Source organism: Streptomyces sp. NPDC037100 (assembly GCF_055606225.1).
In genome coordinates, this window is the sequence record NZ_JBVJSX010000011.1 from 1 (window position 1) to 15504 (window position 15504).

Annotated in this window: 14 protein-coding genes; 11 read left to right on the plus strand and 3 right to left on the minus strand. The window is 73.7% G+C overall.

Features of this window, described 5'->3' with window-relative positions; translation table 11 throughout:
• Positions 1-723: 723 nt before the first annotated feature.
• Positions 724-1527: a tetratricopeptide repeat protein gene (locus tag ACZ7EG_RS30345; protein WP_471086470.1), complete on the plus strand. Its 804-nt coding sequence runs from the start codon at positions 724-726 to the stop codon at positions 1525-1527.
• Between the two features lie 107 nt (positions 1528-1634).
• On the opposite strand, the gene ACZ7EG_RS30350 is transcribed toward ACZ7EG_RS30345, so the two are convergent.
• Positions 1635-2927 (minus strand): DUF1015 domain-containing protein, encoded by a 1293-nt coding sequence (locus tag ACZ7EG_RS30350; RefSeq protein WP_471085748.1) that lies wholly within the window; start codon positions 2925-2927, stop codon positions 1635-1637.
• Positions 2928-2999: 72 nt separating this feature from the next.
• Between ACZ7EG_RS30350 and ACZ7EG_RS30355 the strand changes: the two genes are divergently transcribed.
• From ACZ7EG_RS30355 to ACZ7EG_RS30370, 4 genes are all read left to right on the plus strand, one after another.
• Positions 3000-4031: an HAD hydrolase-like protein gene (locus ACZ7EG_RS30355; protein ID WP_471085751.1), complete on the plus strand. Its 1032-nt coding sequence runs from the start codon at positions 3000-3002 to the stop codon at positions 4029-4031.
• An 86-nt stretch (positions 4032-4117) separates the two neighbouring features.
• Entirely contained in the window at positions 4118-5161 is a 1044-nt protein-coding gene (locus ACZ7EG_RS30360; protein ID WP_471085754.1) for a FecCD family ABC transporter permease, read from the plus strand.
• Positions 5158-6195 carry a FecCD family ABC transporter permease gene (locus tag ACZ7EG_RS30365; protein WP_471085757.1) on the plus strand — a complete coding sequence of 346 codons (1038 nt, stop codon included), beginning with the start codon at positions 5158-5160 and terminating at the stop codon, positions 6193-6195. The genes ACZ7EG_RS30360 and ACZ7EG_RS30365 overlap by 4 nt, the downstream gene beginning before the upstream one ends.
• A gap of 8 nt (positions 6196-6203) precedes the next feature.
• Positions 6204-7085, plus strand: coding sequence for an ABC transporter ATP-binding protein (locus tag ACZ7EG_RS30370; protein WP_471085760.1), 882 nt, complete (start codon positions 6204-6206; stop codon positions 7083-7085).
• Here the strand turns inward: ACZ7EG_RS30370 and ACZ7EG_RS30375 are convergent.
• Positions 7069-7416 (minus strand): SCP2 sterol-binding domain-containing protein, encoded by a 348-nt coding sequence (locus tag ACZ7EG_RS30375; protein ID WP_471085763.1) that lies wholly within the window; start codon positions 7414-7416, stop codon positions 7069-7071. The two genes, ACZ7EG_RS30370 and ACZ7EG_RS30375, sit on opposite strands and share 17 nt — an antisense overlap.
• 42 nt (positions 7417-7458) lie before the next feature.
• On the opposite strand from ACZ7EG_RS30375, the gene ACZ7EG_RS30380 reads away from it, so the two are divergent.
• From ACZ7EG_RS30380 to ACZ7EG_RS30400, 5 genes are all read left to right on the plus strand, one after another.
• On the plus strand, positions 7459-7761 hold the full coding sequence (locus ACZ7EG_RS30380) for a hypothetical protein (RefSeq protein WP_471085766.1): 303 nt from the start codon (positions 7459-7461) through the stop codon (positions 7759-7761).
• A 31-nt stretch (positions 7762-7792) separates the two neighbouring features.
• Complete coding sequence (locus ACZ7EG_RS30385) at positions 7793-8608, plus strand: TlyA family RNA methyltransferase (RefSeq protein ID WP_053672289.1); 816 nt, start codon at positions 7793-7795, stop codon at positions 8606-8608.
• Positions 8605-9510 carry an NAD kinase gene (locus tag ACZ7EG_RS30390; protein WP_366715251.1) on the plus strand — a complete coding sequence of 302 codons (906 nt, stop codon included), beginning with the start codon at positions 8605-8607 and terminating at the stop codon, positions 9508-9510. The genes ACZ7EG_RS30385 and ACZ7EG_RS30390 overlap by 4 nt, the downstream gene beginning before the upstream one ends.
• A 170-nt stretch (positions 9511-9680) precedes the next feature.
• Entirely contained in the window at positions 9681-11399 is a 1719-nt protein-coding gene (recN, locus tag ACZ7EG_RS30395) for a DNA repair protein RecN (protein ID WP_344462129.1), read from the plus strand.
• Positions 11400-11610: 211 nt separating this feature from the next.
• Entirely contained in the window at positions 11611-12753 is a 1143-nt protein-coding gene (locus ACZ7EG_RS30400) for a glycosyltransferase family 4 protein (protein WP_471085771.1), read from the plus strand.
• A 13-nt stretch (positions 12754-12766) separates the two neighbouring features.
• Here ACZ7EG_RS30400 and ACZ7EG_RS30405 read toward each other — a convergent pair whose 3' ends face one another.
• Positions 12767-14413, minus strand: a complete 1647-nt coding sequence (locus tag ACZ7EG_RS30405; protein ID WP_471085774.1) for a PucR family transcriptional regulator — start codon at positions 14411-14413, stop codon at positions 12767-12769.
• A gap of 126 nt (positions 14414-14539) precedes the next feature.
• Here ACZ7EG_RS30405 and ACZ7EG_RS30410 point away from each other — a divergent pair, with 126 nt between their 5' ends.
• The gene (locus ACZ7EG_RS30410; protein ID WP_471085777.1) at positions 14540-15496 is read left to right on the plus strand and encodes an LLM class F420-dependent oxidoreductase; all 957 of its coding nucleotides are present in this window, start codon (positions 14540-14542) and stop codon (positions 15494-15496) included.
• Positions 15497-15504: the final 8 nt, after the last annotated feature.

Here is a 15504-nt window from a genome sequence, read left to right on the forward strand (position 1 = left end):
GGGTTCCGTCGGGACGACCGCGGTGAGCGTCCGCCGTTCCGCCGTGACGACCGGGACGACCGTGGTGAGCGCCCCGCCTTCCGGCGCGACGACCGCAGGGACGACAGGCGTGACGACCGGCGTGATGACCGGCGTGGCGAACGGCGCGACGGCGACCGCGGTGGGTTCCCCCGCCGCGACGACCGGGACCGTGGCGGTTTCCGCCGCGAGGACAACCGCGACCGCGGCTTCCGCAGCGATGACCGGGACCGGCCGCGCGACGGCGACCGCGGCGACCGTGGCGGCTTCCGGCGCGACGACCGCGGTGGATTCCGGGCCCGTGACGACCGCCGTGACGAGCGCCGTGACGACCGCCGCGGGGATGACCGTCGTGGGGACGTTCGCCGCGGCGACGACCGTGGAGAGCGCGGCGGCTTCCGGCGCGACGACAGCGGCCGGGGCGGGCGTCCCGGATTCCGCCGCGAGGACGGCCCCCGTGGCGACCGCGGTGACTTCCGTCGGGACGACAACCGCGGCGACCGGGGCGACCGCGGTGGTTTCCGCGGCCGGGACGATCGCGGTGGGCGTGGTCCCCGGCGTGACGACCGCGGTGACCGTGGCTTCCGGCGTGACGGCGACCGCCGTGACGGCGACCGGGGTGGTTTCCGCGGCCGGGACGACCGGCGTGGTGCCCCCGGCCGGTTCCGTGAGGAGCGCGAGCGGGACAGGGAGCCGATCAAGCGGCTGCCGATCCCCGAGGACGTCACGGGTGACGAGATCGACAAGGACGTACGGCAGGAGCTGCAGAGCCTGCCCAAGACGCTCGCGGACGATGTCGCCAGGAACCTCGTGATGGTCGCGCGGCTCCTCGACGAGGACCCCGAGGGCGCGTACGGCTACTCCAGGGTGGCGCTGCGACTGGCGTCGCGTGTCGCCGCCGTGCGGGAAGCCGCCGGGTTCGCCGCGTACGCCAACCAGAAGTACAGCGAGGCGCTCGCCGAGTTCCGCGCCGCCAAGCGGATGACCGGGAACATCGACCTGTGGCCCGTCATGGCCGACTGCGAGCGTGGGCTCGGGCGGCCGGAGAAGGCGCTGGACATGGCCGGGGCGCCCGAGGTGCACAAGCTCGACAAGGCCGGTCAGGTCGAGATGCGGCTCGTCGCGGCCGGTGCCCGGCGGGACATGGGGCAGCTGGACGCGGCCATCGTGACGCTGCAGAGCCCCGAGCTGGCTGCGAACGCCGTGCAGCCGTGGACCGCGCGCCTGCGGTACGCCTACGCCGACGCGCTGCTCGCCGCCGGGCGGGAGAGCGAGGCGCGGGAGTGGTTCGCGAAGGCCGTCGAGGCCGACCGTGACGGCAGCACCGACGCTTCGGACCGGCTCGCCGAGCTGGACGGCGTGGAGTTCGTCGACGCCATGGTCGAGGACGAGGACGACGAGGCTCCGGTCTCGCCGAAGGCGGACGACATCGAGAACCAGAACGAGGTCGAGATCGAGAACCAGAACGAGGTCGAGGTCGAGAACGAGGTCGAGAACGACAAGGACTGACGTCCGTCCGAGAAGGGGCGGGACCCGGGCTGTGAGGCCTCGGGTCCCGCCCCTTCGTCATGTCGGTGCGTCATGTCGGCGTCGTGCCGGCGCCGGCTTACGTCCTGTCAGAGGTCCAGCGCCCGCAGTACCAGGCCCGTCGCCGGCTTCGGGCCGAACGACGTCGACTTGCGGGGCATCGTCACGCCCTGGCGGGCCAGCTCGCGGACGACCTCCTCGCGGACCGGGTGCATCAGGACGGCCGTACCGCCGTCGCGTTCCGCCTTCTCGACTGTCGCCGCCGTGTCGTGGATGTAGGCGATGTGGGCGGGGGAGTCCTCGGAGATGCGCCAGACGTGTTCGAGGAGCGTGGCGTGCAGGACCGTCGCGTCCAGGGTGCGCCAGGCCGCTGGACGGTCGGCGGGGATCGTACGGGCCAGCAGCTCCGGGTCCGGGTGGTCGACGAGATGGAAGGCGCCGTCGCCGGCCAGCAGGAACGCGTTGTCGGCGCAGGCGGCGTCGGCCAGTGTTTCCAGGGCCTCGGACAGCGGGACGTCGAGGCGGCGCACGCGGAAGTGGCCCTCGAGGGCGGCCACGGCATCGGCGACCGGCAGATCGTGCAGGAGGCGGTGGATGGCGCGGACCCGGAGGGGGTAGCGGGCCGTGTCGACGAGGAGGACCAGACCGTGGTCCCACGGGCTGGGGGAGGGGTGCTCCGCGCGGAGGCGGCGGTAGGTCGCCCAGCGGTGGTGGCCGTCGGCGATCAGGGCCTGGTGCCGACCGAGGTCCGTCTGGATCGTGGCCAGGTCCTCGGGGGCGGTGACCGACCACAGGCGGTGGTGGAAGCCGTCCTCGGTGGTGGTCGCCAGGAGCGGCGGCCGGTCGGCGGTGCGCTCTATCAGTTCCGCCGTGGCGGTCGTCGAGTCGTCGCCCCGGTAGGTGAGCAGGAGGGGTTCGAGGTTGGCCGAGGTGGCCCGCATGAGGGCCGCACGGTCGGCGACGACGTGCGGCATGACGTCCTCGTGCGGCAGCACGAGCTGCTCTGCCGGGTCCGACACGCGCAGGGCGCCGATGATGCCGCGTTGCAGCATGCCGTGGCCGTCCCGCTGCTCGTAGACATAGAGGCCCGGTTCCGGGTCGGTGGTCAGGACGCCCTCGGACAGCCAGCGGCGCAGGGTGTCGGCGGCCCGTTCGTTGCGGGCGCTGGGTGTGGCGGCCTGGGGGAGGATCAGACGGACGATGTTGTACGGGTCGGCCGACTCGAGGTGGTGCAGGCCGTCGGGGCGCACCACGACGTCGTACGGCGGAGATGTGACGGCGGCAAGGCTGCCGACCCGGTCGGGGTCGTAACGAAGGCCTCGGAACGGGGTGAGTTCCAGGCCTCGGTGCACCGTTGCCTCCGAGTGACCTGCTGAGTTCATCCCGGCATCGTACGGCTGTCGGTGCCATGGGGGATGATCGGGGGAAAGCCGTCGAACGAGGAGCGATGCGGGATGAGCCCAAGCGTCAGGACGAGGCCCGAGGCCAGTGGGCAGGCCCTGAGCGAGGCGTACGACACGGCGCTGCTCGATCTGGACGGTGTCGTGTACGCGGGCGGGAGCGCGATCGTGCACGCGGTCGAGTCGCTGGCCACGGCCCGGGAGGGCGGGATGCGCCTGGCGTACGTGACGAACAACGCGCTGCGGACCCCGGAGACCGTGGCCGGGCATCTGACGGAGCTGGGGATACCGACCGGCGCGGAGGACGTCATCACCTCGGCGCAGGCGGTCGCGCGGCTGATCAGCGAGCAGGTGCCGCCGGGCGCCCGGGTGCTGGTGATCGGCGGTGAGGGGCTGCGGGTGGCGCTGCGCGAGCGCGGGCTGGTGCCCGTGGAGTCGGCGGACGACGATCCGGCGGCGGTGGTGCAGGGGTTCGGCGGGCCCGATCTGCCGTGGGGCCGGTTCGCCGAGGCCTCCTACGCGGTGGCGCGGGGCGTGCCGTGGTTCGCCTCCAACACCGACCTGACGATTCCGAGCGGGCGCGGCATCGCGCCGGGCAACGGGGCCGCGGTGGAGGTCGTCCGGATCGCCACGGGTGCGGAGCCTCAGGTCGCGGGCAAGCCGTTGCCCCCGATGCACCGGGAGACCATTCTGCGGACCGGTGCGCAGCGGCCGTTGGTGGTCGGGGACCGGCTGGACACGGACATCGAGGGCGCGTTCAACGGGGAGGTCGACTCGCTGCTCGTCCTGACCGGTGTCACCGACGGCGCGCAGCTGCTGGCCGCGCCGCCGCAGCACCGGCCGACGTATGTGGACGCCGATCTGCGCGGGATGCTGACCGGTCAGCCGGAGGTCGTCGCGGCGGGCGAGGGCGGCTTCCGGTGCGGTGGCTGGACGGCGACGGCCGGTGCGGACCGGCTGGAGCTCGACGGGGAAGGTGACGCGCTGGACGGGCTGCGCGCGCTGTGTGCCGTGGCGTGGACGGCGGCCGGTGAGGGCGCGTGCGCACTGGACGGGGGGAAGGCGCTGGCACGGCTGGGCATCTGAGCGCCTGTCAGTGCCCGGGCCGGGTGTCCGAGGCGGCACGGGACACCGAATCTTGCCGGAATGCGAGGGTAGGCTAACCTAACTGCGTGTTGGTCGAGAGTCCCCCCGAACAGCGCGCGGAGACCGCCCCCGCGCCCCCGACCCGACGGGCGGTACGAGCCTTCGGGCTGCTCCTGTCCGTGGCGATCCTGGTGCTCGTCGCGCTGGCGAGTATCGCGATCGGAGCGAAAGAGCTGTCCCTCGGACAGGTGTGGCACGGCTTGTTCGAGGACTCGGGGAGCTACGGCGACGTCGTCGTGGCGGAGCGGCTGTCGCGGACCCTGCTGGGGCTGCTCGCCGGCGCCGCGCTCGGTCTGGCCGGGGCGGTCCTGCAGGCCCTCACGCGCAACCCGCTGGCCGATCCCGGACTGCTCGGCATCAACGCCGGCGCCTCCGCCGCGGTCGTCACGGCCATCACGTACTTCGGGGTCACCTCGCTCAGCGGCTACGTCTGGTTCGCCTTCTTCGGCGCGGCCGCGGTCGGGGCGCTGGTGTGGTTCCTCGGCGGCAGCCGGGGCGCCACGCCCGTGCGGCTGGCGCTCGCCGGTACGGCCGTCAGCGCCGCGCTGTACGGCTACCTCCAGGCCGTGATGATCATGGACGAGGCGGCGCTCGGCAAGATGCGCTTCTGGACGGTCGGTTCGCTGGCCTCGGCGACGAACTCGACCATCACGCAGGTTTTGCCGTTCCTGCTGACCGGTACGGTTCTGGCGCTCGTCCTGGCCCGGCCGCTGAACGCGATGGCCATGGGTGACGACACCGCCAAGGCGCTGGGCGCCAACCTCAACCGCACGCGTGCGCTGTCCATGCTGGCCGCGACCGTGCTGTGCGGGGCGGCGACCGCCGCCTGCGGGCCGATCGTGTTCGTCGGGCTGATGGTGCCGCACGTCGTGCGCTCCTTCACCGGGCCCGACCTGCGCTGGATCCTGCCGTACGCGGCGATCCTGTCGCCCGTGCTGCTGCTCGGAGCCGATGTCATCGGCCGGATCGTGGCCCGGCCCTCGGAGCTCCAGGTGGGCATCGTCACCGCGATCCTCGGCGGACCGGTGTTCATCTTTCTCGTACGACGGCGGAGGACGGCGCAGCTGTGAAGACCACCAACCGTGCCGTGCGGACCGGCGGGCTCTCGATACGCCTGGACGTGCGGGCCCTCACCGTCGTGCTCCTGCTGATCCTCGCGGCGCTCGTGGCGAGTGTCGTGCTCATCGGCACCGGCGACTTCCCGATCCCGGCCGCAGACGTGCTGCGGACGCTGGTCGGCGAGGGCAATCCGGGCCAGGAGTTCATCGTCAACGAGTTGCGGCTGCCGCGGGTCCTGGTGGGGCTGCTGGTCGGCGGCTCGCTCGGACTCGGCGGCGCGCTGTTCCAGGCCATCTCCCGCAACCCGCTGGGCAGTCCGGACGTGCTCGGCCTCGGGCAGGGGGCGACGGCCGGGGCGCTCGTGGTGATCGTGCTGACCTCCGGCAGTGCCAACCAGGTCGCCGCCGGGGCCCTGGTGGGTGGCCTGGTGACCGGCCTCGCCATCTACGTGCTCGCCTGGAAGCGGGGCGTGCACGGCTACCGGCTGGTCCTGGTCGGCATCGGCGTCTCCGCGATCGTCACGGCGGTCAACGGCTATCTGCTGACCAAGTCCGACATCGTGGACGCGGCCCGCGCGGTCGTGTGGATGACCGGGTCTCTCGACGGCCGGGACTGGGACCAGGTGTGGCCCCTGCTCGCGCTGACCGCCGTGCTGGTGCCGCTCGTCCTCGTCAACGCGCGCGGGCTGCGGATGATGGAGATGGGCGACGACGTGTCGTACGCCCTCGGGGTGCGGGTCGAGCGGGTGCGGCTGCTGCTCATGGTGGCGGCCGTGCTGCTCACCGCGTCCGCCACCGCCGCGGCCGGTCCCGTCAGCTTCGTCGCGCTCACCGCGCCGCAGCTGGCCCGGCGCCTGACCCGTTCGCCCGGGCCGAACCTGCTGCCGTCGCTGTGCATGGGCGCCGCCCTGCTGGTCGTCGCCGACTGGGTCTCGCAGCGGGCGTTCGGCTCCGAGCAGCTGCCCGTGGGTGTGGTCACCGGCGTGCTCGGCGGGGTCTACCTGCTGTGGCTGCTGGTCAGCGAGCGCCGGGCGGGCCGGATATGAGGGCGGGCATGCGCGCCGAGAGCAGTACCAGCAGCGGACTGAACAACCAAGGGAGCACCGTGAACCGCCTGTCCGCCGAGAACGTCACCCTCGCCTACGACCAGCGGGTCATCGCCGAGAAGCTGTCGGTGGAGATACCCGACCAGTCGTTCACGGTGATCGTCGGCCCCAACGCGTGCGGCAAGTCGACGCTGCTGCGGGCGCTGTCGCGGATGCTCAAGCCGAGCGAGGGCCGGGTGCTGCTCGACGGGCAGGTCATCCAGTCGATGCCCGCGAAGAAGGTCGCGCGCACCCTCGGCCTGCTGCCCCAGTCGTCCGTCGCGCCCGACGGCATCACCGTCGCCGACCTGGTCGGCCGCGGCCGCTACCCGCACCAGGGCATCCTGCGCCAGTGGTCCACCGAGGACGAGCGGGTCGTCCAGGAGTCCATGCGCCGGACCGGCGTGGCCGAACTCGGTGACCGCTACGTCGACGAGCTCTCGGGCGGTCAGCGCCAGCGCGTGTGGATCGCCATGGCCCTCGCCCAGCAGACGCCGCTGCTGCTGCTCGACGAGCCGACGACCTTCCTGGACATCCAGCACCAGATCGACGTCCTGGACCTGTGCGCGGAGCTGCACGAGGAGCAGGGGCGCACGCTCGTCGCCGTGCTGCACGACCTGAACCACGCCGCCCGTTACGCCACCCACCTCATCGCCCTGCGCGAGGGCCGGGTCATCGCCGAGGGCGCGCCGAAGGACATCGTCACGGCCGACCTGGTCGAGGAGGTCTTCGGGCTGCGCTGCCAGGTGATCGACGACCCGGAGACGGGCACACCGCTGGTCGTGCCGGCGGCCCGCAAGGCCCGGGTTCAGAGCACGGCAGGGAAGGCCGCGGCTACAGAAGCTTCCTGAGCTGGAGCAGGTCCCGCACCCCCGCGTACAGCTTGACCCGGCCGGAGCCCCAGGCCTTGGCGAAGTTCAGCTCGCCGCCCACCAGGGCCACCAGGTCGTCGCCCGTCATGGCGAGTCTGATCTCGGCCTTGCCGGGCGGCGGTCCCTGCACGGTGTCGTGCACCTCGATCCGCCCGCCCTGCATGCGGCCGACGAAGGTGACGTCCAGGTCCGTGATGTGGCAGCTCACCGAGCGGTCCAGGGCCGTGGCGTCGCGGACGTCCCCTTCGGCACGCTGCATGTTGTCCGAGAGCTTGTCGAGTGCGCTGCGGCACTCCTCGATCGTGGCCATCGCGGTCGACGGTACCGCAGCGGTTCGCGGTAGCGTCGGGGCATGGACGACGCAGTTCCCGAGCTCCCGCCGGCGGCGGAGGAAGAGCCGGCGTACGACCCCGCCGGCCCCGCTCCCCTGAACGTGCCCCGCACGCCCACCGGTGACGCCGAGGTGGACGCCGCACTGGACCGGCTCGGCGACGCGGACCACCTCGCCACGGACGGGCATCTCGAGGTGTACGAGGATGTACACCGGGGGCTGCGCGACGCGCTCACCGCGCTCGACGTACGCCCGGGACCTCCGGTTCCCGCCCGTCACCCGACCACCACCCCTCAACGAGACCCTTCGGGTCGCCCCCTCTGATCGCCGCACGCACCTAGGAGCTGAACCGAACGTGGCAGGAGTCGCACGTCGCCGTCTCGACGCGGAGCTGGTCCGCCGGAAGCTCGCGCGCTCGCGTGAGCACGCCGCGCAGCTGATCGCCGCGGGGCGGGTCTCCGTCGGCAAGACCGTCGCGACCAAACCCGCCACACAGGTGGAGACCGCGGCCGCGATCCTGGTGGCCCAGGACGACAGCGACCCCGACTACGTCTCGCGCGGCGGCCACAAGCTGGCCGGCGCGCTCGCGGTGTTCGGGCCGCAGGGGCTGGCCGTCGAGGGGCGCAGGGCGCTCGACGCGGGCGCGTCCACCGGCGGTTTCACCGACGTCCTGCTCCGGGCGGGCGCCGCCCACGTCGTCGCCGTGGACGTCGGATACGGACAACTCGCGTGGTCCCTGCAGAAGGATGAACGCGTCACCGTCAAGGACCGTACGAACGTACGCGAGTTGACGCTTGAAGCGATCGATGGGGAGCCAGTGGATCTTGTCGTGGGGGATTTGTCCTTCATCCCGCTCGGGCTGGTCCTGCCCGCCCTGGTGCGGTGCGTGAAGCCGGACGCCGACCTGGTGATGATGGTCAAGCCGCAGTTCGAGGTGGGCAAGGAGCGCCTCGGCAGCGGGGGAGTGGTGCGCAGCACCCAGCTGCGGGCCGAAGCGGTACGGGGGGTGGCCGAGAAGGCCTGGGGGCTGGGGCTCGGGGTGAAGGGCGTGACTGCCAGTCCGCTGCCCGGGCCGTCGGGGAATGTCGAATACTTTCTGTGGCTGCGGTCCGGGGCACCGGAACTGGACCCGGCAGAGGCAGACCGTGCAGTGGCGGAGGGGCCGCGTTGACCGAGAACCGAGCTCGTACTGTTTTCCTGCTGGCCCACACGGGCCGGCCCGCGGCCGTGCGCAGTGCCGAGCTCGTCGTGAAAGGGCTGCTGCGCTCCGGTCTCGGCGTGCGCGTCCTGGAGGCGGAGGCGCGTGACCTGCCGCTGCCGACGGAGGTGGAGCTGGTCAAGGAGGCCACTCCGCAGTGCCTCGACGGGTGTGAGCTGCTGATCGTGCTGGGCGGCGACGGCACGCTGCTGCGCGGCGCCGAGTTCGCCCGGGCCTCGGGCGTGCCGATGCTCGGTGTCAACCTCGGGCGCGTCGGGTTCCTCGCGGAGGCCGAGCGGGACGACCTCGACAAGGTTGTCGACCGGGTGGTGACCAAGGCGTACGAGGTCGAGGAGCGGATGACCGTCGACGTCGTGGTGCACCAGAACGGCGACATCGTGCACACGGACTGGGCGCTGAACGAGGCGGCCGTGCAGAAGGTGTCCGCCGAGCGGATGCTGGAGATCGTTCTGGAGATCGACGGACGGCCGGTCACGGGCTTCGGCTGTGACGGGATCGTGTGTGCCACGCCCACGGGGTCGACGGCGTACGCCTTCTCGGCGGGCGGGCCGGTGGTGTGGCCGGAGGTCGAGGCGCTGCTGATGGTGCCGATCAGTGCGCATGCGCTGTTCGCGAAGCCGCTCGTGACGTCGCCGGATTCTGTGTTGGCTGTGGAGGTTCTGCCACACATTCCGCCGGGCGTGCTGTGGTGCGACGGGCGGCGGACGGTGGAGTTGCCGGCCGGGGCCCGGGTGGAGGTGCGGCGGGGAGCCGTGCCGGTGCGGCTGGCGCGGCTGCATCACGCGTCCTTCACGGACCGGCTGGTGGCCAAGTTCGCGCTGCCGGTTTCCGGGTGGCGGGGGGCGCCTCACTAGCGGTTTGCGGGGGGTGGTTGCTGAGGGTCGGCGGGTGCGGGTGGATCGTGGTTGTTCGCGCAGTTCCCCGCGCCCCTGAAAAGGGGCGTTGCCACTCACGTGGGTGACAAAGGCAGGCCAGTCGCAATCCGCGGCCCCGACCTCGTAAGGTCGTGTCCGTGTTGGAGGAGATGCGGATACGGTCGCTGGGCGTGATCGACGACGCTGTCGTCGAGCTGTCGCCCGGGTTCACCGCGGTCACCGGTGAGACGGGTGCGGGCAAGACCATGGTGGTCACCAGCCTGGGGTTGCTGCTGGGCGGGCGGGCCGACCCCGCGCTCGTGCGGATCGGGGCCGGCAAGGCCGTCGTGGAGGGGCGGATCACCGTTCCCCGCGACGCCACGGCCGCGGTGCGCGCCGAGGAGGCCGGGGCCGAGCTGGACGACGGGGCCCTGTTGATCAGCCGTACCGTCTCGGCCGAGGGGCGCTCGCGGGCGCACCTGGGCGGGCGCAGCGTGCCCGTGGGCGTGCTCGCCGAGCTCGCGGACGAGCTGGTGGCCGTGCACGGGCAGACCGACCAGCAGGGGCTGCTCAAGCTGTCCCGGCAGCGCCAGGCGCTCGACCGGTACGCGGGCGACGCGGTCGCCGGGCCGCTGGCCAAGTACGGCGAGGCGTACAAGCGGCTGCGGGCGGTGGCAGCCGAGCTCGACGAGATCACCACCCGGGCGCGGGAACGTGCCCAGGAGGCCGACCTGCTGCGCTTCGGGCTCGACGAGATCGCCGCCGTCGAACCCCGGGCCGGTGAGGACGTGGAGCTGGCCGAGGAGGCCGAGCGGCTCGGGCATGCCGAGGCGCTGGCATCCGCCGCAGCGGCCGCGCACGCCGCCCTCGCGGGCAACCCGGAGGACCCGGAAGGCGTCGACGCCGGGACGCTCGTGGCGGGCGCCCAGCGGGCCCTGGACGCCGTACGGTCTCACGACTCGGCGCTGGCCGCGCTCGCCGACCGCGTCGGGGAGATCGGGATCCTGCTGCGCGACGCGGCGGGGGACCTGGCGGGGTACGCCGACGACCTGGACGCCGATCCGCTGCGGCTCGCGGCCGTCGAGGAGCGGCGGGCCGCGCTCACCGGGCTGACCCGGAAGTACGGCGAGGACATCGCCACCGTGCTGGCCTGGGCCGAGCAGAGTGCCGCGAGACTCACCGAACTCGACGGCGACGACGAGCGGATCGGGGAGCTGACCGCCGAGCGTGACGCCCTGCGGTCCGAACTGGGCGGTCTGGCACAGGCGTTGACGGATGCCCGGACAGAGGCCGCCGAGCGGTTCGCCGCCGCCGTGACCGCCGAGCTGGCCTCGCTCGCCATGCCGCACGCGCGCGTGTCGTTCGACATCCGGCAGACCGAGGACCCCGACGGCGTGGAGGTCGGGGGCCGTCCGGTCGCCTACGGTCCGGCGGGCGCCGACGAGGTCGAGCTGTTGCTGGCCCCGCACCCGGGCGCGCCGCCCCGGCCGATCGCCAAGGGCGCGTCCGGCGGTGAGCTGTCGCGGGTGATGCTGGCCGTGGAGGTCGTGTTCGCGGGGACGGATCCCGTGCCGACGTACCTCTTCGACGAGGTCGACGCAGGGGTCGGCGGCAAGGCGGCGGTCGAGATCGGCCGGCGGCTCGCGCGGCTGGCGAAGACCGCGCAGGTCGTGGTCGTGACGCATCTGCCGCAGGTGGCCGCCTTCGCCGACCGGCAGTTGCTGGTCGAGAAGACCAACGACGGGTCCGTGACCCGCTCCGGCGTCAAGGTCCTGGAAGGTGAAGACCGGGTCCGGGAGCTGTCCCGCATGCTTGCCGGTCAGGAGGACTCCGAGACGGCCCGGGCGCACGCGGAGGAGCTGCTCGCGGCGGCCCGGGCGGACGCCTAGTCGGGAGCGGTGCACCGACGGTGGTGCGGGAAGGGCCGGGCGGGTCACCCGATTTCACTCGTGTGGGTGACCCGGCCCGGCGCACACCCCCGGTGCCGCGCCCCGCTGCCGCGTCACGGGGGCTTCGGCGTTCCCGGAACCCCCGTATGTCCTGGCATCCTTGGCGGAGTACGCGTCGTGACCGCCCGACCCGAACCAGGAGCCCGGCCACGTGACCCCCGTGAGCAGCCACTCACCGCACGGCCAGTTGCCGCTGCGCACCGTGCAGGTGCTGGGCGGAGGCAATGCCGCCAGCAGTGCGCATGTGCGCTCGCTGGCCGCGGGGCTCGTCGCGCGGGGCGTGAAAGTCACGGTGTGCGCCCCTTACGAGGCCGATCGCGCCTATGACTTCAGCGGAGTCGGCGCCGACCACGTGCACGTGCCGCGCAGCAGCGACCCGGTGTCGGTGGCGGCCCTGCGCGCGGCCTGCGCCCATGCCGATCTGGTGCACGCGCACGGGCTGCACGCCTCCTTCCGTACGGTCCTCGCCCTCAGTGGGCGGCGCGTGCGCACACCGCTGGTGGTGACGTGGCACGACCGGGCGCACGCCGACGGGGCCCGAGCCCACATGCTGCGGGTGCTGGAGCGCAGGGTCGTGAAGGCGGCCACCGTGGTGCTGGGGACGACCTCGCCGCTCGTGGACCGGGCCCGGCTCACCGGCGCGCGGGACGCCCGGCTCGCGGCCGTCGCGCTGCCCGGCCCCCGCAGTCCCCGCGAACCCGACGACCCCGACCGGCTGCGGCCCAAGGTGCGCGCCGAACTGGGCGCCATCGGCAGGCCGTTGCTGATGGCCGTCGGCTCCCTGGAACGGCACCGCGGGTACGACGTGCTGCTGGACGCCGCGCGTGCCTGGCGCCGGCTCGATCCCGTGCCGCTGGTCGTGATCGCCGGGGAAGGGCCGCTGCGCGGTGAACTCCAGGGCCGGATCGAGGAGGAAGGGCTGCCGGTCCGGCTCCTCGGGCGGCGCGACGACATCTCCGACCTGCTCGCCGCCGCCGACCTCGCCCTGCTCCCGAGCCGCTGGGAGGCCCGCTCCGTCCTTGCCCAGGAGGCCCTCCACGCGCGCGTGCCGCTCGTCGCGACGGAGGTCGGCGGCATCCCCGAACTCGTCGGCGACGCGGCCGAACTCGTCCCGTACGGCGACGCGAAGGCCTTCGCCGACGCCGTCGTACGGTTGCTCGACGACCCGGCGCGCCGGGAACTGCTGACCGCCAAGGGCGCCCGGCAGGCCGCCACCTGGCCGACCGAGGACGAGACGGTCGCCCAGGTCCTCAGTGTGTACGACGAGCTGACGCAACCCCGCCCCCTCGCCTAGAGACGCCCGGCCCCTAGAGGACGTGCCTGCGGGCCCGCAGGGCCAGGCTCAGGGCGAGGACCGTCTGCGGGTCGTCGAGGTCCGTGCCCAGCAACTCCCCGATGCGGGCCAGGCGGTTGTACAGGGTCTGCCGGTTCAGGTGCAGCTCCCGGGCCGTCTCCGCCTTGCGTCCCGCATGGGCGAGGTAGGTCGTCAACGTGGGCAGCAGCGCCGGCCGGGAACGGCGGTCGTGTTCCAGCAGCGGGCCGAGGGCGCGGTCGACGAAGGCCGCCAGGTCCGGATGGTCGCGCAGCCGCCACAGCAGCAGGTCGATGTCCAGCCGACGGGCGTCGTACCAGGGCCGGTCCGCAAGCCCCTGCGCCGCCGTGGCCGTCTCGGCCGCGTGCCGCAGGCCCGAGGCCGCCGCCGGCCAGCCACCGGCCGTACCCACGACCACCACGGGTGGCTGCCCGCCCGGCCGCGGTATCCCGGCCCGGCCCACACCCGCCCGCAGCGCCGCCGCGACCCGGTCCGCGACCGCCGCCCGCTCCGACTCCGCACGCAGCCCGAGCAGCACCAGCACCCGGCCCTCCAGCGGCCGCACGCCGAGCAGTACCGGCACGCCCACCGAGGCCAGCTCCTCCGAGACGGCCCGGGCCGGAACGGCCCAGCCTCCCCCACCCGGGGACAGGGCTTCCCCGAGCCGCATGACCACCGGCAGCAGCGGCCCCTCGCCCGGCCGGAAGCCCAGCACGCGGGCCTGTGCCGGGGCGTCCTCGGCCGTCACCCGGCCCTCGGCGAGGTCGGTGAGGAAGTCGCCCCGCCCGCGGGCCGCCAGCTCCTCCTCCTGGCGGGCCTGCATCAGCACCACGGCCAGGATGCCCGCGGCCCGTTCGGCCGCCATCCGGTGCACCGGCGCCAGGGGAGTGCGCACCGGCAGCAGGACGAGACGCGCCCGGACGCCCCCGCTGCCGGGTCCGCCGCCCGGCACGTCCACCAGGACCGACCCCGCGAGCGGCGGCTCGTCCTTGTGCTGGCCGCGCAGCCCCTCCCACACCTGGAGCGGGTCCGCGCCCTCGGGACCGGCCCCGGCGGCGTACAGCAACTGTCCGTCCGCCGTCTCCAGGAACACGGGGTTGGCGGCGAAGTCGGCCAGGATGCCGAGGACCTGGGGCACACCGCCGCCGCCCAGTACGGCCTGCGTGCACCGCCGGTGCACCTCCTCGGCCCGCTGCAGCAGGGCGTAGTGGCCGTTGACGATCTCGGTGTGGACCTCTTCCGTGACCGTGACGAACGCCACCTCGCGGTGCAGTTGGACCAGCGGCAGCCCGGCCGCGCGTGCGGTGTCGACGAGGGCCGCGGGCAGCCGGGTGAAGCGTGGCCCGAGCTCCACGACGAGGGCCGCGATGCCGCGCTCGGCCAGGGTGCGCACGAACGCCCGCTGTTCGGCGGGCCGGGTGCCGAGACCGTAGCCCGTGGTCAGCAGCAGCTCTCCGCCCTTGAGCAGCGAGGCGATGTGCGGCACCTCGCCCGCGTGCACCCAGCGCACGGTCCGCCCGAGCCGCTCGGCGCCCGCCAGCACCTCCGGCAGCCCGCTGCGCAGCCCCGGCAGCTCCAGCGCCCGCCGCACGGTGATCCCGGCGCCCTGGGTGTCGTGCGCGCTGTCCGTCCCGCTGTCCATGTGCCGGACGCTACCCGCGTGGGTGCGTCCCGGACATCTCCGGCGGGGCTCCGAAACGATCACCTTCCGGATCCCGCGGGGGGATCTCCCCGGATTAGCGCGTGATCGACCGGGTACGGCGCCGTCATGGACATGAGCGTGGTGGCGGTAGGCCGGGAGGACGACAGTCCGGTCGAGGAGCCGTTGCGGGTCGCGGTGCTCGCCGACCGGCTCGGGTACCGGGAGGTCTGGGCGGGCGAGGGACCCACGTGGGATTCGTTCGTTCTGGCGGCGGGGATCGGAGCGGCCACCGAGCGGGTCGCGCTGACCGCCGGACCCGTGCCGGTGTCGGTGCGCGATCCGCTCACCATCGTCCGGGGCGCCGCCTCCACCGCGGCCGTCACCGGCCGGCCCGTCGGCGTGGCCCTGGGCACCTCCAGCAAGCGGGTCGTCGAGGGCGTGCACGGCCGGCCGCGGACCCGGCCCGCGGCGGCCCTCGCGGAGTCGGCAGCGGCCGTACGGGCGCTGATGGACAGCGTGCCGGGCGAGCCTGTCGTGCCCGGCAGCGGTTTCCCGCGCCGGCTGCCCCCGCCCGGAGGCACGGTCACCGTCGCGGCGTTCGGGGAGCGGGCGGTCGCCGCCGCCGTCGCGTACTCCGACCGGATGCTGCTCGACCTCGTCTCGCCCGAGCAGGTCCGGATGCTGCGCGGCCGGATGCTCGCGGCCGCGGAGAAGGCGGGCCGTACGCCGCCGCGGCTGGCCGCCTGGCTCCCCGCCGCGGTCGATCCGGAGCCGGAGACGCTCACGCAGGTCCTGCGCAGCGTCGTCGGCTACCTCGCGGTGCCGGGCTACAGCGACGTGTTCGTCGACGCGGGGTTCGCGGAGGTCGTCGAGCTGGCCGCCAAGGGCGCCGACGCCGACACGCTGCTGCGGGCCCTACCGGCCGAGGCCGCCGGCACGGTCGCCCTCGTCGGCGACGCCGACACCGTGCGCGCCCGTATCGCCGCCTACGCCGAGGCCGGACTGGACGAGATAGCCCTCGTCCCGGCCACGGCCGGCGACCCCGCGGGTGAGCGCACGCTCATGGCCCTCAGGCCGGAGTGACATCCGCT